The organism is Sphingobacterium detergens (assembly GCF_003610355.1).
Taxonomy (GTDB): domain Bacteria; phylum Bacteroidota; class Bacteroidia; order Sphingobacteriales; family Sphingobacteriaceae; genus Sphingobacterium; species Sphingobacterium detergens.
The window spans coordinates 666365-682919 of record NZ_RAPY01000003.1 but is presented as its reverse complement, the minus strand read 5'-3'; the positions used below and the strand labels follow the sequence as shown (position 1 = coordinate 682919).

17 protein-coding genes are annotated in these 16555 nt (G+C 37.6%); 14 read left to right on the top strand and 3 right to left on the bottom strand.

Annotation, left to right across the window (positions count from 1 at the left end; genetic code table 11):
* Positions 1-137 precede the first annotated feature (137 nt).
* Together DFQ12_RS18450 and fabD are read left to right on the top strand one after the other, a co-directional pair.
* Entirely contained in the window at positions 138-1367 is a 1230-nt protein-coding gene (locus DFQ12_RS18450) for a M16 family metallopeptidase (RefSeq protein WP_120260500.1), read from the top strand.
* Between the two features lie 99 nt (positions 1368-1466).
* Positions 1467-2357: an ACP S-malonyltransferase gene (fabD, locus tag DFQ12_RS18445; RefSeq protein ID WP_120260499.1), complete on the top strand. Its 891-nt coding sequence runs from the start codon at positions 1467-1469 to the stop codon at positions 2355-2357.
* A 232-nt stretch (positions 2358-2589) separates the two neighbouring features.
* Here the strand turns inward: fabD and DFQ12_RS18440 are convergent, their stop codons facing one another.
* A complete protein-coding gene (locus tag DFQ12_RS18440; protein ID WP_120260498.1) occupies positions 2590-3321 on the bottom strand; it encodes an RDD family protein in 732 nt (243 codons plus the stop codon).
* Between the two features lie 29 nt (positions 3322-3350).
* Between DFQ12_RS18440 and DFQ12_RS18435 the strand changes: the two genes are divergently transcribed.
* Genes DFQ12_RS18435 through DFQ12_RS18410 form a run of 6 tightly spaced genes read left to right on the top strand, consistent with a single transcriptional unit; the run spans position 3351 to position 9593 of the window.
* Positions 3351-4313: a stage II sporulation protein M gene (locus tag DFQ12_RS18435; RefSeq protein WP_120260497.1), complete on the top strand. Its 963-nt coding sequence runs from the start codon at positions 3351-3353 to the stop codon at positions 4311-4313.
* Complete coding sequence (locus tag DFQ12_RS18430; RefSeq protein WP_120260496.1) at positions 4304-5215, top strand: ABC transporter permease; 912 nt, start codon at positions 4304-4306, stop codon at positions 5213-5215. The genes DFQ12_RS18435 and DFQ12_RS18430 overlap by 10 nt, the downstream gene beginning before the upstream one ends.
* Positions 5208-6089, top strand: a complete 882-nt coding sequence (locus DFQ12_RS18425) for a DUF4129 domain-containing protein (RefSeq protein WP_120260495.1) — start codon at positions 5208-5210, stop codon at positions 6087-6089. The genes DFQ12_RS18430 and DFQ12_RS18425 overlap by 8 nt, the downstream gene beginning before the upstream one ends.
* Positions 6086-7279 carry a DUF4350 domain-containing protein gene (locus tag DFQ12_RS18420; protein WP_120260494.1) on the top strand — a complete coding sequence of 398 codons (1194 nt, stop codon included), beginning with the start codon at positions 6086-6088 and terminating at the stop codon, positions 7277-7279. Before DFQ12_RS18425 ends, DFQ12_RS18420 begins: the two co-directional genes overlap by 4 nt.
* Entirely contained in the window at positions 7276-8265 is a 990-nt protein-coding gene (locus DFQ12_RS18415; RefSeq protein WP_120260493.1) for an AAA family ATPase, read from the top strand. Before DFQ12_RS18420 ends, DFQ12_RS18415 begins: the two co-directional genes overlap by 4 nt.
* A complete protein-coding gene (locus DFQ12_RS18410) occupies positions 8265-9593 on the top strand; it encodes a DUF58 domain-containing protein (RefSeq protein WP_120260492.1) in 1329 nt (442 codons plus the stop codon). The genes DFQ12_RS18415 and DFQ12_RS18410 overlap by 1 nt, the downstream gene beginning before the upstream one ends.
* On the opposite strand, the gene DFQ12_RS18405 is transcribed toward DFQ12_RS18410, so the two are convergent.
* Positions 9586-9990 (bottom strand): Dabb family protein, encoded by a 405-nt coding sequence (locus tag DFQ12_RS18405; RefSeq protein WP_120260491.1) that lies wholly within the window; start codon positions 9988-9990, stop codon positions 9586-9588. The two genes, DFQ12_RS18410 and DFQ12_RS18405, sit on opposite strands and share 8 nt — an antisense overlap.
* An 83-nt stretch (positions 9991-10073) precedes the next feature.
* The gene (gene metK, locus DFQ12_RS18400) at positions 10074-11327 is read right to left on the bottom strand and encodes a methionine adenosyltransferase (protein ID WP_120260490.1); all 1254 of its coding nucleotides are present in this window, start codon (positions 11325-11327) and stop codon (positions 10074-10076) included.
* Between the two features lie 308 nt (positions 11328-11635).
* Between metK and DFQ12_RS18395 the strand changes: the two genes are divergently transcribed.
* From DFQ12_RS18395 to DFQ12_RS18370, 6 genes are all read left to right on the top strand, one after another.
* Positions 11636-12514 carry a diacylglycerol/lipid kinase family protein gene (locus tag DFQ12_RS18395; protein WP_120260489.1) on the top strand — a complete coding sequence of 293 codons (879 nt, stop codon included), beginning with the start codon at positions 11636-11638 and terminating at the stop codon, positions 12512-12514.
* Between the two features lie 5 nt (positions 12515-12519).
* Positions 12520-12870: a translation initiation factor gene (locus DFQ12_RS18390; RefSeq protein ID WP_120260488.1), complete on the top strand. Its 351-nt coding sequence runs from the start codon at positions 12520-12522 to the stop codon at positions 12868-12870.
* Between the two features lie 432 nt (positions 12871-13302).
* A complete protein-coding gene (locus tag DFQ12_RS18385; protein WP_120260487.1) occupies positions 13303-14127 on the top strand; it encodes a MotA/TolQ/ExbB proton channel family protein in 825 nt (274 codons plus the stop codon).
* Between the two features lie 101 nt (positions 14128-14228).
* Positions 14229-14891, top strand: coding sequence for an ExbD/TolR family protein (locus DFQ12_RS18380; protein ID WP_120260486.1), 663 nt, complete (start codon positions 14229-14231; stop codon positions 14889-14891).
* 24 nt (positions 14892-14915) lie between these two features.
* Complete coding sequence (locus DFQ12_RS18375) at positions 14916-15473, top strand: ExbD/TolR family protein (protein ID WP_120260485.1); 558 nt, start codon at positions 14916-14918, stop codon at positions 15471-15473.
* A gap of 33 nt (positions 15474-15506) precedes the next feature.
* Complete coding sequence (locus tag DFQ12_RS18370; protein WP_120260484.1) at positions 15507-16397, top strand: energy transducer TonB; 891 nt, start codon at positions 15507-15509, stop codon at positions 16395-16397.
* Positions 16398-16555: the final 158 nt, after the last annotated feature.

The following is a 16555-nucleotide window of genomic DNA, read 5'->3' as shown; positions in this document are numbered from 1 at the left end:
AATAATGGGTGGACTGTAAATATAGATGGACGATCTTTTCGCCAATTATCATAAATAAGGAAAGCTTGGTCGGTTTGTGAGGGGGAAATGCATTAGAGAAGTGAGAATAGATCAATTAAAGAAATTTCATAAACTGAATGGAGTACGAAATCATTAGACTTTCAAATGGGATCCGTGTGGTATTCCAATATCAAAATTTGCCAATAACCCATGTGTGTATGGTTATTAATGCAGGGTCACGGGACGAATCCGAGGGTAAGTTTGGTGTCGCTCATTTTATTGAACATCTTTTATTTAAACGAACGGAGAAACGTTCAACGCAGCAGATTATTGATTATCTGGAGTCTGTCGGAGGAGACCTGAACGCTTATACAACAAAAGAATATACTTGTGTTCATGCCTCTATACTACAGCCTTATCTCAATAGAGCACTAGATCTATTTGAGGATATTTTCTTTCATTCTACTTTTCCTGAGGTGGAGATGGACAAGGAAAAATCGGTTATTGTCGATGAAATGGCGTCTTACCTGGATAGTCCAGAAGAATCTATCGTCGATGATTTCGAAGATCTTATATTTAAGGGATCGGGTTTGGGACATAACATCCTGGGGCTTGAAGATCAGCTTTTAGCATTGCAAAAAAACGATATTGCAGATTTTATGCAATCTAATTATGACACTCACGAAATGGTTATCGGCATTACAGGTAATTATAAGTTGAAAGAGGTCGAAAAGTTGTTGCATAAAGTCTTTGGAGGAATAACGCAAAATACTATTTCGCGTACGAGAAATGATGTTAGTCCAATTATAGAACAACATATTGAGATTCCCAAACCAATTAATCAAGTGCACTATATGCTGGGCTCATTGGCCTATGATTATCGTGACGAACGCAAAACTGGATTGCTACTTCTGAATAATATGTTGGGAGGAATGGGGATGGGATCTATCCTTAATCTATCCATTCGAGAAAAATATGGAATTGCCTACACCATCGAATCTAATTACACGATCTTTTCGGATACAGGGTTATTTAGTATTTATCTTGGAACCGATGAAGAAAAGGTTGAAAAAGCAAAAAAGTTGGTGTTTAAAGAGCTATTTAAAATGTGCGATCAATCCCTATCCGATGTTAAACTGAAGAAAGCAAAACAGAAGTTTATCGGTCAAATTGCTTTAACAGAAGAAAATCGAATGAGTATGATTATTTCGGCGGCTAAAAATGTGATGGATTATAATCGTGTTATATTATTGGATGAAGTGATCGAAAAAATCCAGCATTTAGATAACACTAGTCTTTTAGCCATTGCCCAGGATGTCTTTGATCCCAGGAAGATGCTGTCATTGAGTTTTGTCCCAGAAGATTAATATTTGATAGAATTCTATATATTTGCGGTTGCAGTAATTCTTAAATATGAAACTGAGCTTGCGAGCTCTCATCAGCCATTAAAGAAAAAAATATAACAGATGAAAACAGCATATGTATTTCCTGGTCAAGGAGCCCAATTTGTTGGGATGGGACAAGACTTGTATAACTTAAATGAAGAAACAAAAGCTTTGTTTGAAAAGGCTAACGATATTTTAGGATTTCGTATCACGGATATTATGTTTTCCGGTACGGACGAGGAATTGAAACAAACCAATGTAACACAACCTGCAATTTTTCTGCATTCTGTTATTTTAGCCAAAGCTTTGGGGGATTCATTTCAGCCAGATATGGTGGCAGGACACTCCTTAGGTGAGTTTTCAGCATTGGTTGCAGCAGGAGCTTTGAGTTTCGAAGATGGATTGAAATTGGTATCCCAACGCGCGAATGCCATGCAAAAAGCATGTGAATTGCAACCTTCAACAATGGCCGCAATTTTGGGCTTAGAAGATGCTGTTGTAGAAGAAATTTGTGCTAAAGTGGATGAGGTGGTTGTAGCGGCGAATTACAATTGTCCGGGACAATTGGTTATTTCAGGATCAATTGAGGGTGTAGATAAAGCTTGTGCCTTGTTGACCGAGGCTGGAGCAAAAAGAGCTTTAAAATTAAATGTTGGTGGTGCATTCCACTCACCATTGATGGAATCTGCTAAAGTAGAATTACAAGCTGCCATTGAAGCGACTGATATTTTATCTCCAAGATGTCCTATTTATCAAAATATTGATGCAAAGCCACAAACGGAGCCTGCTATTATTAAGCAAAATTTGATTGCACAGTTGACTGGTGCTGTCCGTTGGACACAGACTGTACAAAATATGCTGGCGGATGGTGCGACTGCGTTTGTAGAGGTTGGGCCAGGAAATGTCTTGCAAGGTTTGGTTAAGAAAGTAGATCGTCAGGTACAAACTTCTGCTGCTTCGGTAACAGCTTGAGAGTTGTTCTAGCTAAAAGGATATCAAGGGCCGATTATTCGGCCCTTTTCTTATACTTAAAATTTCACCATGTCTTCTTTACAAAATGCGAATTGAGGACGGATCAGCTTTGCCTTCTAATGGTACTTCTTCGGTGCTGATTCGGTTGCTAGCGTATAAAAACCGTAGTACTTCTGGCTAATACCCATTGCTTAGCCAAATAAATGCAAGGCTCAATAACGTATTATTCCGACTATTTATCTTTAAACATGCTGTAATGATCTTTCATGACCTGTAAAACGAAATCATTAGGTGTCATTTTTTCAGGATGTTTAATTTCCATAACCGCCTCGAGACGTTGCACCAAGGCTGTCAGTATCCCTACATCTCTCCTATCAAATGCTGTTTGATAAACCTCCTTGATCGCATTCGCATCTTTGTCGCTCAACTTAATGACTTGGGGGAATAAAATAGGATGATTTTCAAAGGTCTCTTCATAAATCGTATCACTGAGCTTCAAACTAGGTTTCAAACTAATGACAGATGTTTCTCCGGCGATATCTCCAATGCGTTGACCATTTTTGGATAGAACAATAGCGGTAATCGCGATACCGCCCATGGTCATCCATATATCTACTATTGATAATGTCCATCGTGATAGATACTGATAAAAGTCAGCGCGAGAGCCATCGAGCTTCACTACTTTTATTTTCATGATCTTTTTACCAATGGTCTGACCGCCAAATGCCGTTTCAGTAATCAGGGTGTAAAAAAATGCAGGTAACGTCATCCCCATAATAATACCATAGAAAAGATAAGGGTCTCTACTCGTGATATCCAATGCATCCAACAGAAACATACAAAAGAAAAAGTAACACACGATAATAAAGTAGTCTATTGCAAATGCGATCATCCTCGAACCTAGGCTAGCAAGATTATACTGGATTTTTACATTTTGTGCTGTGTTTATCTCAAGCTTATTCATATATTTGGTTTAGCCAGTTAAAAAAATTAATGAGAGAAGCATCATTTGTAGAACGAAATAAAGAAAAATGGACGTTAATTGAAAATAATTTGTCAATTAATATGCAGGTTGATCCGGACGAACTGGCTTCAAATTATATTGAGTTGACAAATGATTTGGCTTATGCACAAACATTTTATCCCGATAGTAAGGTTCGCAGCTACTTAAATGAACTTGCAGTAGCCACACATCAAAAAATCTATAAGGATCGAAAAGCCTCTAATAACAAATTTAAGTCCTTTATTAACGAAGAGATTCCGCAGGCAATTTGGTCAATCCGTCGGCCACTTTTTTATTCGCTCTTGATTTTTGTACTTGCATCGGCTATTGGCTTTCTTTCGGCGGTGTATGATATAGATTTCATTCGACTGATCTTAGGCGATTTTTATGTTGATTCAACAATAGAGAGCATTAAAGCCGGTGATCCTGCCGCAGTTTACGGTAAAGGAAGTAATTTTGGTTCGGCGATCTGGATTACGATCAATAATGTGCGTGTTGCTTTTATGGCTTTTGCATTTGGGTTGTTTCTGAGTATTGGGACTGGTTATATATTGTTTAGCAATGGTATTATGCTGGGTGCTTTTCATCAGATGTTCTTCCAATATGGTGTAATGGGAAAAGCGATGTCGGCTATTTGGATTCATGGAACTATCGAAATCTCGGTGATCATTGTTGCGGGAGGTTGTGGACTGGCGATCGGAAATAGTATCTTGTTCCCGCGATCTTATACTCGGATGGCTTCTTTTGTTCAGACAGCAAAGATTGCTATGAAAGTACTAGTTAGTACAATACCCTTTTTTATTGTCGCGGGCACATTGGAGGGCTTTGTAACTAGATACTATGATGTGTCGATATGGCTTAGTCTATTCATCATACTCCTATCGTTGATCGCTATCTTATTCTTTTATGTTATTAACCCCTATCGATTAGCAAAACGGTTTCAATGGAAGTAGAATTTGAGTTTCAGAAAGAACGAAAGATAGGCGATTTTGTCCAGAACTTTATAGACCTTTTTAAATTGATCTATAAACATTTTGTGACGACAATATTTGGCCTGTCTGCATTACCGTTAGCTGGAATAGCATTGGTATATTATTTTCTTTCTACAAAAATCACCTTTTCTGCAAGCAGTAGCTCATTCGAAGATATTGATGGATTCACTTGGGCCGGATTACTGATTCTAGCATTAATTGGGCTTGGTTTATATGTTTATGGTATTTCTATTGAATATTTTATTCTTCTGAAAGAACGTAAAAACACACTATTTACAGGAAAAGAGGTCCTACAAAATTTTAGAGCAAATATAGGTCGGTATTTTATGTTTTTATTTGCGATGGTTTTGGCGTTGATCGTTGTTTCGATACCACTCGCAATTGTTGCGATCCTCTCCGCTTTTATTCCGTTTATTGGGAGTTTTGCGATTGGTATATTGATGTCAATCGTAGGAATCTGGTTGTTTACCTCATTTTTATTCTACCGTGAGGGGTATTCTGAACTGGGAAGCTGTTTTACTGATTCCTATGTTATGCTGAGTAAAAAGCTGATCCAATATGGGGTTGCGACCTATATCGTCAATTTTATCTTCCAGATGGCCATCATGATGATTTCTATAATTCCCATGATAATTATTTCCCTTATATCTTACAATTTTTTGGGATTGGACGCAGCTTTCTTTGATTCTTCCTGGGGAAAGCTGTTAATGACTTTGGGAGGGATGTTTATTACATTGTTTACCCTTTTCTTATATATGGCAGGTGTATTGGCCAATGGTATAATTTATGAAACGGCAAAGGATCTCAAATTTGGTGAACGTATTTATGGTATAATTGATCAGATTGGAGGCAAGAATGAATAAAATATTATTCGTTGTTTCTTTTGTATTTATGCTGTCACTAGGCTCCTGCGATCCGAAACCGACAACTGAGAAATCGGAAGCCTATACTGTGGACTCGGTGGCAGTTGATTCTATTGCCCCCCTGTTGGATTCTGCGGGTATCGCCTTAGACTCTGCAGCAATGGATTCTGTTGCTATGACAAAAGCTGACAATAGTGACAATGCACTTTGGGATCCCCACTTATTTGATTCTATTCCTAAATATAGTCAGGAGAGGGTATTTAAGATGGATCCCTATCCAGAAATTATCAAACGATATGAACGTGATGATTTTGTGTATTCCGAGAATATCAAAGATAAGATAAGCGTATTGCAACGTATTTTATCCCGCATTTCGGAATGGCTGGGAGATATAATGCCTGATAATCCGTATAAGTTTAATAAAGAATTTGGTTATGTTTTTGCTTTTTTTGCGTTAATCGCGTTGGCTTTTGTTCTCTATAAAGTCCTATATAATAAAAATCAATATTTCATTAAACATGAGGGGGAAGAAGATGTCTTGGATACATTGGCTTATGTGGAGAGAAACTTGATGAACAGCGATCTCAGACAATATATTAATGATGCTGTTGAACAGAAAAATTATGCTCTGGGCATTCGCTATCTACAATTATTGAATATTCAAAAACTGGCGCAAACAGGTCACATTAAGTGGAAGCATAGTAAAACAAATGCTGAATTTGCTAATGAGATACAGAATAATACCTTACGTGAGGGATTCGAGGAATGTACCCGGATATTTGACTATGTCTGGTTTGGACAATTTGAATTAAATGCATCAGATTTCAGTCAATATGAACAATTGTTTAACCAATATCAAAATCAAATTACATGAAGGGATCAGTAAAATTTGGATTGATATTATTGGGAATCGTCCTGTTACTGATTGGTATCATCGACATGACGAGCAAGAAACCGATTATTTGGGATCGGACTTTCGATGCGAAAGATAAAAATCCTTTTGGAGCTTACGTGCTCAGAAATGAATTAAAACATATTATTGATGAGCATAATGAGGATCTCAAGCGTCCATTATATCAATATCTAGATAGTACCAAAGGAACGGATAAGAACCTTCTATTTTATACTTCCTATTTTTCCTTGGGTGAAGCGGCGGAAAATAAATTACTTGACTATGTGTCTCGAGGAGGAAAGGCGATGATTATTGCTGAAACGATTGATTATTATCTTTTGGATTCCTTGGCCATTAAGGTATTTGATTTCTATGGTTATAAAAAAGGCGTTGATATTAAAAGCCATTTAAGAGTCAAGCTGACTAACGATAATCGTAAAATTCATTATGCAAAATCGGATTTAAGTACTGTCTTTAGTAAGCTACCCAAGAATGCAACCATTCTGGGCGGGATCACTTATCAGGAATATTTACTACCTAATTTTGTTGAGGTACAGATTGGCAAGGGCAGACTTTATTTGCACCTGACCCCCGATTTATTTGGAAATTATTATCTACTGAATTCAGCCTCTCAATATGCTTATGCAGCAAAATCATTATCTTACTTAAATGATAAACCTATTGTATGGTATGATTTTAAGGCGAATACGGCTCAGTACAGTACTCCATTGCGGGTTCTGTTGACCAATCCGGGATTAAGGCAAGCATGGTATGTACTTTTGGGGGGACTTGTTCTTTTGCTTGCGTTTAAGAGCAAAAGGGAGCAGCGTGCAGTGGAAATTGCTAAGCCGGAACCCAATCTTTCCAAAGAGTTTTGTGAGACAATTGCAACATTATATTACGAAAACGGCACACCAGGCAATATGGTTGATAAGAAAATAGACTATTTCTTGCACGATATACGAAACCGTTTTCATATGGATACCTTAGCGTTAAGAGAAGAAGATTTTTGTGAAGAATTGGCAGAAAGGTCTGGTGTTTCTCTGGCTGAAACACAACAGCTAATCAGATTAATCATTCGCATGCAAGAAATGCAGCAGAATGATGTGGCAGGATTAAGGCAGATTAATGAAATTATAGAAGATTTTAAACATAAAGCAAAAATGATATGAGTGACTTCGATAAATATATATCTTTCGAAAACCGAATTGATATTTCGGTTTTGTATGATAAAATGGCTCAAGTAAAGTCGGAGGTAAAAAAGGTTATTGTCGGACAGGATCAACTGATTGATATGTTACTGATTTCGATTTTGGCTTCTGGGCACTCGCTAATAGAAGGCTTACCTGGTGTAGCGAAGACTTTATCAGCAAAATTGATAGCTAAGACAATCAGCAGTGACTTTAAACGTATTCAGTTCACCCCAGATTTGATGCCCTCAGATGTGACGGGATCATCTATCTTGGATCTAAAAAGCAACGAATTTGAATTTCGCAAAGGTCCTATTTTTGCCAATATTGTTTTGATTGACGAGATCAATCGTGCTCCAGCAAAAACACAAGCTGCGCTTTTCGAAAGTATGGCTGAGCATCAAGTTTCTGTTGATGGAAATACCTATATTTTGCCAGTTCCATTTATTGTATTCGCTACGCAAAACCCGATCGAACACGAAGGAACCTATCGATTGCCTGAAGCACAACTAGATCGTTTTCTTTTTAAGATCAATGTGAATTATCCAGAACTTGAGCAAGAGCTGGAGATCTTGAAAGAGCATCATGCGCAAAAAGCATCCAATAAAGAGGATCAAGTAAATAGTGTGGTTTCAGCGGAAGAAATTTTTTCATTTCAACGACTTATCAAATCAATTTTTGTACACGAAGAATTGTTAAGCTACATCGCTCAGGTGATCATAAAGACGCGTACCAATCCAAGCTTAACTTTAGGGGCCTCACCGCGGGCTTCTATTGCCTTATTGGAATCTGCCAAAGCGTCTGCAGCATTGAGTGGAAGAGATTTTGTAACACCCGAAGATATTAGAAGGGTTGCATCTGCAGTCTTGGGACATCGTGTCATGCTGACTCCTGAACGGGAAATGGAGGGTTTTACAACTTCTTATGTTATTGACCAAATCATTAATACGGTAGAAATTCCAAGATAATGAGAAAATTAAAGCAGCTTTTTCTAACCAATCAGTTTTTCTATTCTCTATTGGGGATAGCAACATTCTTTGCAATTTCTTTTTTTATTAAGGGATTGTTTATTGTTGCATGGATTGTATTTTGGCTATGGTTGGCTGTAATGATTTTTGATTTCGTTGTATTATTTGGAGGCAAGGGACATATTGAAATTACTAGGGTATATCCTGAGAAGCTGTCCAATGGGGATGAAAACCCGATGAAGTTAATCGTCAATTCCTTCTATCCATTTCCTACTATTATAGAAATCCTAGAGGAATTTCCGATACAACTTCAAATTCGTAACAATGAATTCTTTACTCGTTTGTCGGCGTATCAAAGTTCTGAGATTTCTTATTTGATGCGGCCAACACAAAGGGGGATATATCAGTTTGGGCGATGTATGGCACTAGTGAAACGTTTTGGATTTTTCAAACGGAGATTTGTGACCAACCAGGTTCAGGAAATTCCATGTTATCCATCGTATATTCAATTGAGAAAGTATCAGCTCTTAGCAACGAGCAATAGGTTAAATGAATTGGGGATAAAGCGAATCCGCCGTATCGGTTCTGCGATGGAGTTTGACCATGTTCGGGAGTATGTTCAAGGCGATGATTATCGTCGTATGAATTGGAAGGCAACAGCAAAAACGAAAAAGCTAATGGTCAATCAGTATGAAGAGGAGAAGTCACAGCCCATCTATTCATTTATTGACTTGGGGCGAGCCATGCGAATGCCCTTCGAGGGGTTGACACTATTGGACTATGCAATCAATACTTCATTGGTGCTTTCAAATGCAACAATACTAAAGCAAGATCGCGCTGGATTATTGACCTTTTCGAGAGATGTGAATGCTTTTATTCCAGCTGAAAAAAGAAATAATCAGATGCTCAAGATTTCGGAAGCTTTATATCAGGTTGCTACAAAATTTGATGAACCTGAATATGGGAAACTTTATAGTTATGCAAATGCACATATTAATAAACGTTCGCTGATCTTTCTTTATACAAATTTTGAAACGCTAGACTCGCTAAGAAGGCAGATGAATTATCTGTCGATGTTAAACCGGAGCCATATCATTGTTGTGGTGGTCTTCAAAAATGTTGAGGTTGAAGATTTAGCTAAAAGTTCACCTAAAAAAACGATTGAGATCTATAATCAAATTATTGCTGAAAAATTTATCTACGAGAAGCAACTTATTGTACAGGAACTGATCCGTAATGGATTTCAGACTATTTACACTGCTCCAGAAAATTTGACTATAAATTCCATCAATAAATATTTAGAAATAAAGGCACGTGGACTTATTTAATAATGGTTGTGTCTTTCACCATGACTTTTGTCCAAAAGTGTTGGTATTTCTCAATGGCTTTTAGATGAATTGGGTGGGTTTCATAAATACCAATATCTTTAAGGTCTTTAAATGTTACAATTAATGTATAATTGAAGCTATTGTCAACAACGGGCCTTTTGTTTGTTTGTGCTGGAACTCCATAATTGAGTGTTTTAATTGCTTCAATTTTTCTGAGTTCTTCAAAAAATCCGACAAAATCCTTTTTATCTTTTTCACTGATATCTTCCTTCAGCCAAAAATTAACAACATGGATAATTGTGTTAGGGTACAGGTCGTTATCTGACTGCGCCGAATTTGCCCATGCTGGTGCGGAGGCGAGCACCATAGGTGCAAGTAAAAAATTGCGTCTTTTCATTTATGATGCGGTTTAGAGATAGTAAGGTACAAAAAAAGGGGTACATTTACTGTATCCCTTTTATATTTTGATAGGTGAGCCCTTTACAGACCGAATTCTTCTTTCACCTTCTCGATGTAATCTAACTTTTCCCAAGTGAATAACTCCACCTCGATTTGTTTCTTTTCTCCAGTGGAACTTTCGAATTCTTTGGTTACTTTTCTCGGGGTTCTTCCCATGTGGCCGTAAGCAGCAGTCTCAGAGTAGATTGGGTTTCTTAGACCAAGACGGGTTTCAATGCCATAAGGAGTCATATCAAACAATTGCGTTATTTTATCGGCAATCTGGCCGTCTGTCAGGTTTACTTTGCTCGTGCCATAGGTATTTACATAAATTCCCATAGGATCTTTTACTCCAATTGCATAGGATATCTGAACGAGTAGTTCGTCTGCCACACCCGCAGCAACCAAGTTTTTGGCTATGTGACGGGTTGCGTAAGCCGCTGAACGATCTACTTTCGATGGATCTTTTCCAGAGAAAGCCCCACCGCCATGTGCCCCCTTACCTCCATAAGTATCTACGATGATCTTACGGCCAGTAAGCCCTGTATCCCCGTGTGGGCCACCAATAACAAATTTTCCGGTTGGGTTGATATGGAATTTAATTTCATCATTAAATAACAACTGAAGTTCTGGTTTCAATTGTGCTTTAACACGTGGGATTAAAATTGTTTTTATATCCTGTGTGATCTTATCTAACATGACTGGTTCACTATCGAAGTCATCATGTTGTGTCGAAATTACGATCGTATCAATCCTTTTTGGTTTATGGTCGTCGCCATATTCCAATGTTACTTGTGACTTTGCATCTGGTCGTAGGTACTGTATTTCATTGTTTTCTCTACGTAATTCCGCTAGTTCATATAAAAGACGATGGGAAAGGTCTAATGCTAAAGGCATGAAGTTCTCGGTTTCATTATTGGCGTAGCCAAACATAATACCTTGGTCTCCAGCTCCCTGCTCTTGTCTTGTCTTGCGGTCTACACCTTGATTAATATCCGCAGATTGCTCATGGATTGCAGATAATACACCACAGGAATTTGCTTCAAACATATATTCAGACTTGGTATAGCCAATTTTTTGGATAACAGAACGGGCTATTTTCTGGACATCCAAATATATGTTTGATTTAACCTCACCTGCAAGAACGACCTGACCAGTCGTTACTAAAGTCTCAATAGCAACACGAGAGTCTTCATCCCATGCTAGAAAATTGTCTATTAGTGCATCTGAAATTTGATCCGCAACTTTGTCTGGATGTCCTTCAGAAACAGATTCTGACGTAAATAAATAAGCCATGCTTTTACGTAATTTTAATATTGGATTTGCGCTAGAAATGAAATTACAGCAAAGTGATAAGAGCCGTGATAGCGAAGGGTTTTTAGCACTTTTTTACTGTGGTTGCAATCTCCTTGTCGTTGCTTTGTGTATGCAACAGCACGCAAATCAGTCCACATTCTATTTTTTGTTGCGACAAAGCTACGATACTTTGTGGGATATTTAAAATCAAATTTGTCTTTTAATTTTAAAAAGCGTAGAAAGCGATGCTAAAACGGTATAAAGATTACATTATTTTAAGAAATTGGTAATTTCCGCTATCTTTGGATATGTCAGAACGTAAACAAATATTGTTTGTTATTAACCCTATTTCAGGAGGAAAACGTAAAACGTCCTTTAAAAAGCAGGTATTGGATGTGCTGGATTTGCAGAAATTTGATCCTACATTTCAGCAAACAGCGAGACCCAATCATGCCTACGAAATTGGCTTAAAGGCTATTCAGGAGGGATATGATGCGGTAATTGCCGTCGGGGGAGATGGGACAATCAATGAATTAGGATCTGCTTTGGTTGGCTCAGGCATACCTTTAGGTATTATTCCTGAGGGCTCAGGTAATGGTCTGGCACTTTATTTAGGTATTCCGATGAATGAGGCAGCGGCTATCCGCCGTATAAATCGTTTTGAATCCATTGAAGTCGATTGTGGTGTCATTAATGAACGTCGTTTTTTTAATATCGCAGGACTGGGGTTTGACGCATCAGTAAGTGAGAATTTTGCCAACGAAAATATCCGTGGACCTTTGGGTTATATGAAATCTGTTTTTAATGTGCTAAGCAAATATCAACCAGCGCATTATAAATTAACGATAGATGGCCAGGTTTATGAAAGGCAAGCCTTTATGATTAGCGTAGCCAATTCACCTCAGTATGGAAATAATGCTTATATCGCACCTCAGGCTTCAGTTAATGATGGTATACTAGATGTTTGTATTGTACATAAATTCCCTTTATATATCTTGCCTAAGATGATTTTTCATTTGTTTAATAAATCTGCTGACCAGTCAAGTTATGTGGAGATTATACCGGGAAGGAATATCGAAATTGAAGTAGATTCTATTTCACCAGTGCATGTGGATGGTGAACCGATCGAGCTCGGTGATAAGCTTAATATTTCCATCATGCCAAAGGCGATAAAAATTATTTGTTAAAAATCATGAGTAAAAATAAGAAACAGTCTTACGAAGGCGTTGTATATTCAACGGATGACAGTTATAACTATCAACTTGCTGATTCTTTTCAGGAATTGGAAACATTACCAGTGCATCAGCAAAACCTTAAAGTACAACTCGATCGTAAAATGCGGAAAGGTAAGGTTGTTACCTTAATCACTGGATTTGTGGGACAAATAGAAGATTTGGAAGCCTTGGGTAAATTATTGAAACAGAAGTGTGGGGTAGGGGGGACCGTTAAAGATGGAGAGATTGTGATCCAAGGTGAATTTAAGCAAAAGATCTATGAGTTGTTACTTAAAGAGGGGTATCGTGTGAAATTGGTTGGTGGTTAAACAACTATATCTGTACTAATTGTAGTAAATCTAATGAATTGTTTATTAGATAAATATGATATAAAAAAGAGATGATAATGGAATGAAAAACATGAGTAATCACTTACTTTTTGTCGCTTAAAATCCTCGTTTTTCTTGCATATCAAAAAAAAAATGGTTTTCATTGTAAAATAATTATTGCTAATAAGCGATTTAGCTCATGGTAATAAGGATTATATAACGGGAACTGCTGAGAAAAATAACACTATGAATGGTGTGTTCAGTTTGAAAAAACAAATTTGATTTTTTTTATATATTTGAGATGAATATTTTAAATTTGACATTAAATATTAAATTTGCTTTGCAAAATTGATTTCGAAAGCGACTAAGAGTGCATATAATTTAAACAACATTATATATTTAAACAACAGTAAAAAACTAAAAATTAGAAAAATGGCAAACGCACCTAAAACTGCTGCAAAACAAGAAAGCAACAACGGAGGATCTTTCTTCGCTCAAGCTGCAATCATCATCTGTTTCATCGTTGGTTTCTGTTTATGGAAATTTGTAATGGGTAATCCAACTAACTTCGTTGATAACAATCCTGAAAATGCTCCTAACCCTGGTAACTATTTAGGAATGGTTTACCACGCTGGGGCTATCGTACCTGTTTTGCTTGGTTTATTCTTGATGGTATGGGTTTTCTCCGTAGAACGTTTTATCGTTATTAACAAAGCTTCTGGTACAGGAAACGTTGGAAACTTTGTTAGAAAAATCCAATCTTTGATTAATGGTGGAAACATCGATTCAGCTATCGCTGAGTGTGACAAACAAAAAGGTTCAGTTGCAAACGTAGTAAAAGCTGGTTTATTGAAATACAAAGCAGTATCAGCAGACCCTGAAGTGAATACTGAAAAAGCGGCTATTGCAATTCAAAAAGAAATCGAAGAAACTACAGCATTAGAAATGCCAATGTTAGAGAAAAACTTAAACGTAATCGCAACATTAGTTTCTATCGGTACATTATGTGGTCTATTAGGTACAGTAACAGGTATGATCAAAGCCTTCTCGGCATTGGCAACCGGTGGCGCTCCAGATTCAGCTAAATTAGCGAACGGTATCTCTGAGGCCTTGATCAATACAGCAACAGGTATTGCGACTTCTACATTCGCTATCGTATTGTATAACATCTTTACTGCAAAAATCGATAAATTAACTTACTCTATCGACGAAGCTGGTTTCTCAATCGTACAAACATACGCTGCAAACCACAAATAAGAACTATGATGAAAATTTTTGATTTTATTTTATGGAAATCGAAAATCTAAAGCATCATAGGGTAGAAGATTGAGTATTTAATTTAAAAAGAAGAATTTAAAATGGGTAAAGCAAAAGTAAAAAGAGCCAGTACGTCAATCGACATGACAGCGATGTGTGACGTATCGTTCTTGCTGCTTACGTTCTTCGTATTAACGGCGACAGCGCGCCAACCGGAAGCATTGACGGTGGATACCCCAGCATCAACTACGAAAGATAAATTACCTGACTCTAATGTGGGTATGATTACGATCGGTGATGGTGGAAAAGTTTTCTTCGGAACGACAGATCAGCAAGTTCGCGTAAAAGCATTAGAAAGAATGTCAGCAAAATATGGCATTGGCTTTTCACAAGAAGACTATGATCATTTCAAACTGATGGAAAACTTTGGTGTACCAATGTCAAAGTTGAAAGGATTGTTGGCTTTGGATGGTAGCAAGCGTACTGAAAAAGGTGTACAGACTGGTATTCCAATTGACAGTACAGAGAACACCTCGAATGAGTTGTATTACTGGGTTCAAAATGCACGTTTAGCTGCTGAGGAAGTAAATAAAGAAAAAGAGTCTTCGGATAAGAACTTTGTTCACCCAGGACCTTTGAAGATTGCAATCAAAGCTGATGCAAACGAGAAATATCCTTCTGTAAACCAGGTGATTGAGACATTGCGTAATCAAAAGCAAAACAAATTTAGTTTCATCACTGGCATGCGTGCTGAGGAAAAATAATTGACGATTTAATAAGAACAAAAAATGGCAGAATTAAATCAGGATAGTGGTAAAAAAGGCAAAGGCGGGAAAGTACGGTCCAAGAAGAATGGTGGTAAGGTCGACCTTACAGCCATGGTGGATTTGGCCTTCCTATTGATTACCTTTTTCATGTTGACCACATCTTTAAATAAACCACAAGCGATGGACGTGGCGATGCCAGATAAAAATAAAGTTAAGGATGAGCCTCAGCCAGATTTATTGACAGCTGATAACCGTTCATTGACAGTTTTATTGGGATCTGATAACAAAGTCTCTGTGATTTACGGACAAGTAAAAAATCCTATCGAAGGACCAACTACAGTTGGTTTCGGAGCTGATGGTATTCGCAAGGTATTGATGGAGAAAAAAGCCTATGTACCACGTGTTGCTGGCGGCAAGGATTTGATCGTTATCATTAGACCGAGTGATAAAAGCACGCAACGTAACTTAGTTGATATTCTTGACGAAATGAAAATCGTTGATATCAAACGTTACATGATTGCTAAAATCAGTCCAGAAGAAGTGGAGGTTTTAAAACGTGATAATATCTACAATGATTAATCATTATTAGATAGCACGATAAAGTATAAAAATATGATAGGGTCAAAATTAGATATTTTTAAGAAAGAATGGCTTGAGGTCGTTTTTCAGGGACGTAACAAGGAATACGGGGCGTATGAGCTACGTAAACTTGCCCCTAAAGCGACCAATAGAGGACTTGTTGTCGTTATCGGCATCGTAGTCATAGCCAGTCTCCTTAGTGTTTATGGAAATAAGCTTTTTCCAAAGAAACCTGTTGAAGCACCTCCAGCGGTAACAGAAGTTACCTTGGAAGACCTTGAAGAGATCAAACCACCAGAACCACCAGAAGAGGAGCCACTTCCACAAGAACCGGAAGAGAAACCTCAACAAGTGGCAATGGATGTGCCGAAAGAGGATTTGATTCGTTTTCCTGAGCCGAAAGTAGCTCCTGCAAATAAAGTTGTGGAAGAAGTTGCTTCGCAGGAAGAGTTGAAGGATCCAAATAAAACTCCTGCACGTATTACTTTGAAAGGTAGCCCAACAGGTACTTCAGTAGCACGTGGTGAGTTTGGTTCCAAGAAACAAGATGGTGGAATCACTGGTGTTTCAAAAGGAGATCCAAATGGAGATCCAAATGGAGACAAAATCTTTACTGCAGTAGAGGTTAACCCTGAACCAATTGGGGGTATGCCAGCGTTTATGAAATGGGTTTCTACGAACTATGATTATCCGCAAGCGGCACAGGAAAGTGGAGTTAATGGTGTGGTGGAAGTTTCCTTTGTCGTGGAAAGAGATGGTAGTTTGACAGATATCAGTGTAAAACGCGATTTGAAATATGGTACAGGAGATGCAGCTGTTAAGTTGTTGAAGAAAGCTAAAAAATGGAAACCAGGTATTCAAAATGGTCGTCCAGTTCGTGTAGCTTACACCTTACCAATTCGTTTGAATCTTCAGACACAATAGAATGACAGATTTTAATTCGAATAATAATTCTAATTATAGACAGAAATCGCCTTTAAAGCGGTTTCTGTCTATTTTAGGACTATTTATGTTTGGTTTTTATTTTGTTTTGGGCCTGCTGATTATTTTTTGGGACAATTTTCCCATTGAAATTAACTCGG

Coding starts and splice junctions, on each gene's coding strand:
- DFQ12_RS18435 (WP_120260497.1), top strand. CDS start 3,351: ATGAGAGAAGCATCATTTGTAGAACGAAATAAAGAAAAATGGACGTTA.
- DFQ12_RS18430 (WP_120260496.1), top strand. CDS start 4,304: ATGGAAGTAGAATTTGAGTTTCAGAAAGAACGAAAGATAGGCGATTTT.
- metK (WP_120260490.1), bottom strand. CDS start 11,327: ATGGCTTATTTATTTACGTCAGAATCTGTTTCTGAAGGACATCCAGAC.
- DFQ12_RS18370 (WP_120260484.1), top strand. CDS start 15,507: ATGATAGGGTCAAAATTAGATATTTTTAAGAAAGAATGGCTTGAGGTC.
- DFQ12_RS18395 (WP_120260489.1), top strand. CDS start 11,636: ATGTCAGAACGTAAACAAATATTGTTTGTTATTAACCCTATTTCAGGA.
- DFQ12_RS18425 (WP_120260495.1), top strand. CDS start 5,208: ATGAATAAAATATTATTCGTTGTTTCTTTTGTATTTATGCTGTCACTA.
- DFQ12_RS18390 (WP_120260488.1), top strand. CDS start 12,520: ATGAGTAAAAATAAGAAACAGTCTTACGAAGGCGTTGTATATTCAACG.
- DFQ12_RS18440 (WP_120260498.1), bottom strand. CDS start 3,321: ATGAATAAGCTTGAGATAAACACAGCACAAAATGTAAAAATCCAGTAT.
- DFQ12_RS18420 (WP_120260494.1), top strand. CDS start 6,086: ATGAAGGGATCAGTAAAATTTGGATTGATATTATTGGGAATCGTCCTG.
- DFQ12_RS18380 (WP_120260486.1), top strand. CDS start 14,229: ATGGGTAAAGCAAAAGTAAAAAGAGCCAGTACGTCAATCGACATGACA.
- DFQ12_RS18410 (WP_120260492.1), top strand. CDS start 8,265: ATGAGAAAATTAAAGCAGCTTTTTCTAACCAATCAGTTTTTCTATTCT.
- DFQ12_RS18405 (WP_120260491.1), bottom strand. CDS start 9,990: ATGAAAAGACGCAATTTTTTACTTGCACCTATGGTGCTCGCCTCCGCA.
- DFQ12_RS18385 (WP_120260487.1), top strand. CDS start 13,303: ATGGCAAACGCACCTAAAACTGCTGCAAAACAAGAAAGCAACAACGGA.
- DFQ12_RS18375 (WP_120260485.1), top strand. CDS start 14,916: ATGGCAGAATTAAATCAGGATAGTGGTAAAAAAGGCAAAGGCGGGAAA.
- DFQ12_RS18450 (WP_120260500.1), top strand. CDS start 138: ATGGAGTACGAAATCATTAGACTTTCAAATGGGATCCGTGTGGTATTC.
- DFQ12_RS18415 (WP_120260493.1), top strand. CDS start 7,276: ATGAGTGACTTCGATAAATATATATCTTTCGAAAACCGAATTGATATT.
- fabD (WP_120260499.1), top strand. CDS start 1,467: ATGAAAACAGCATATGTATTTCCTGGTCAAGGAGCCCAATTTGTTGGG.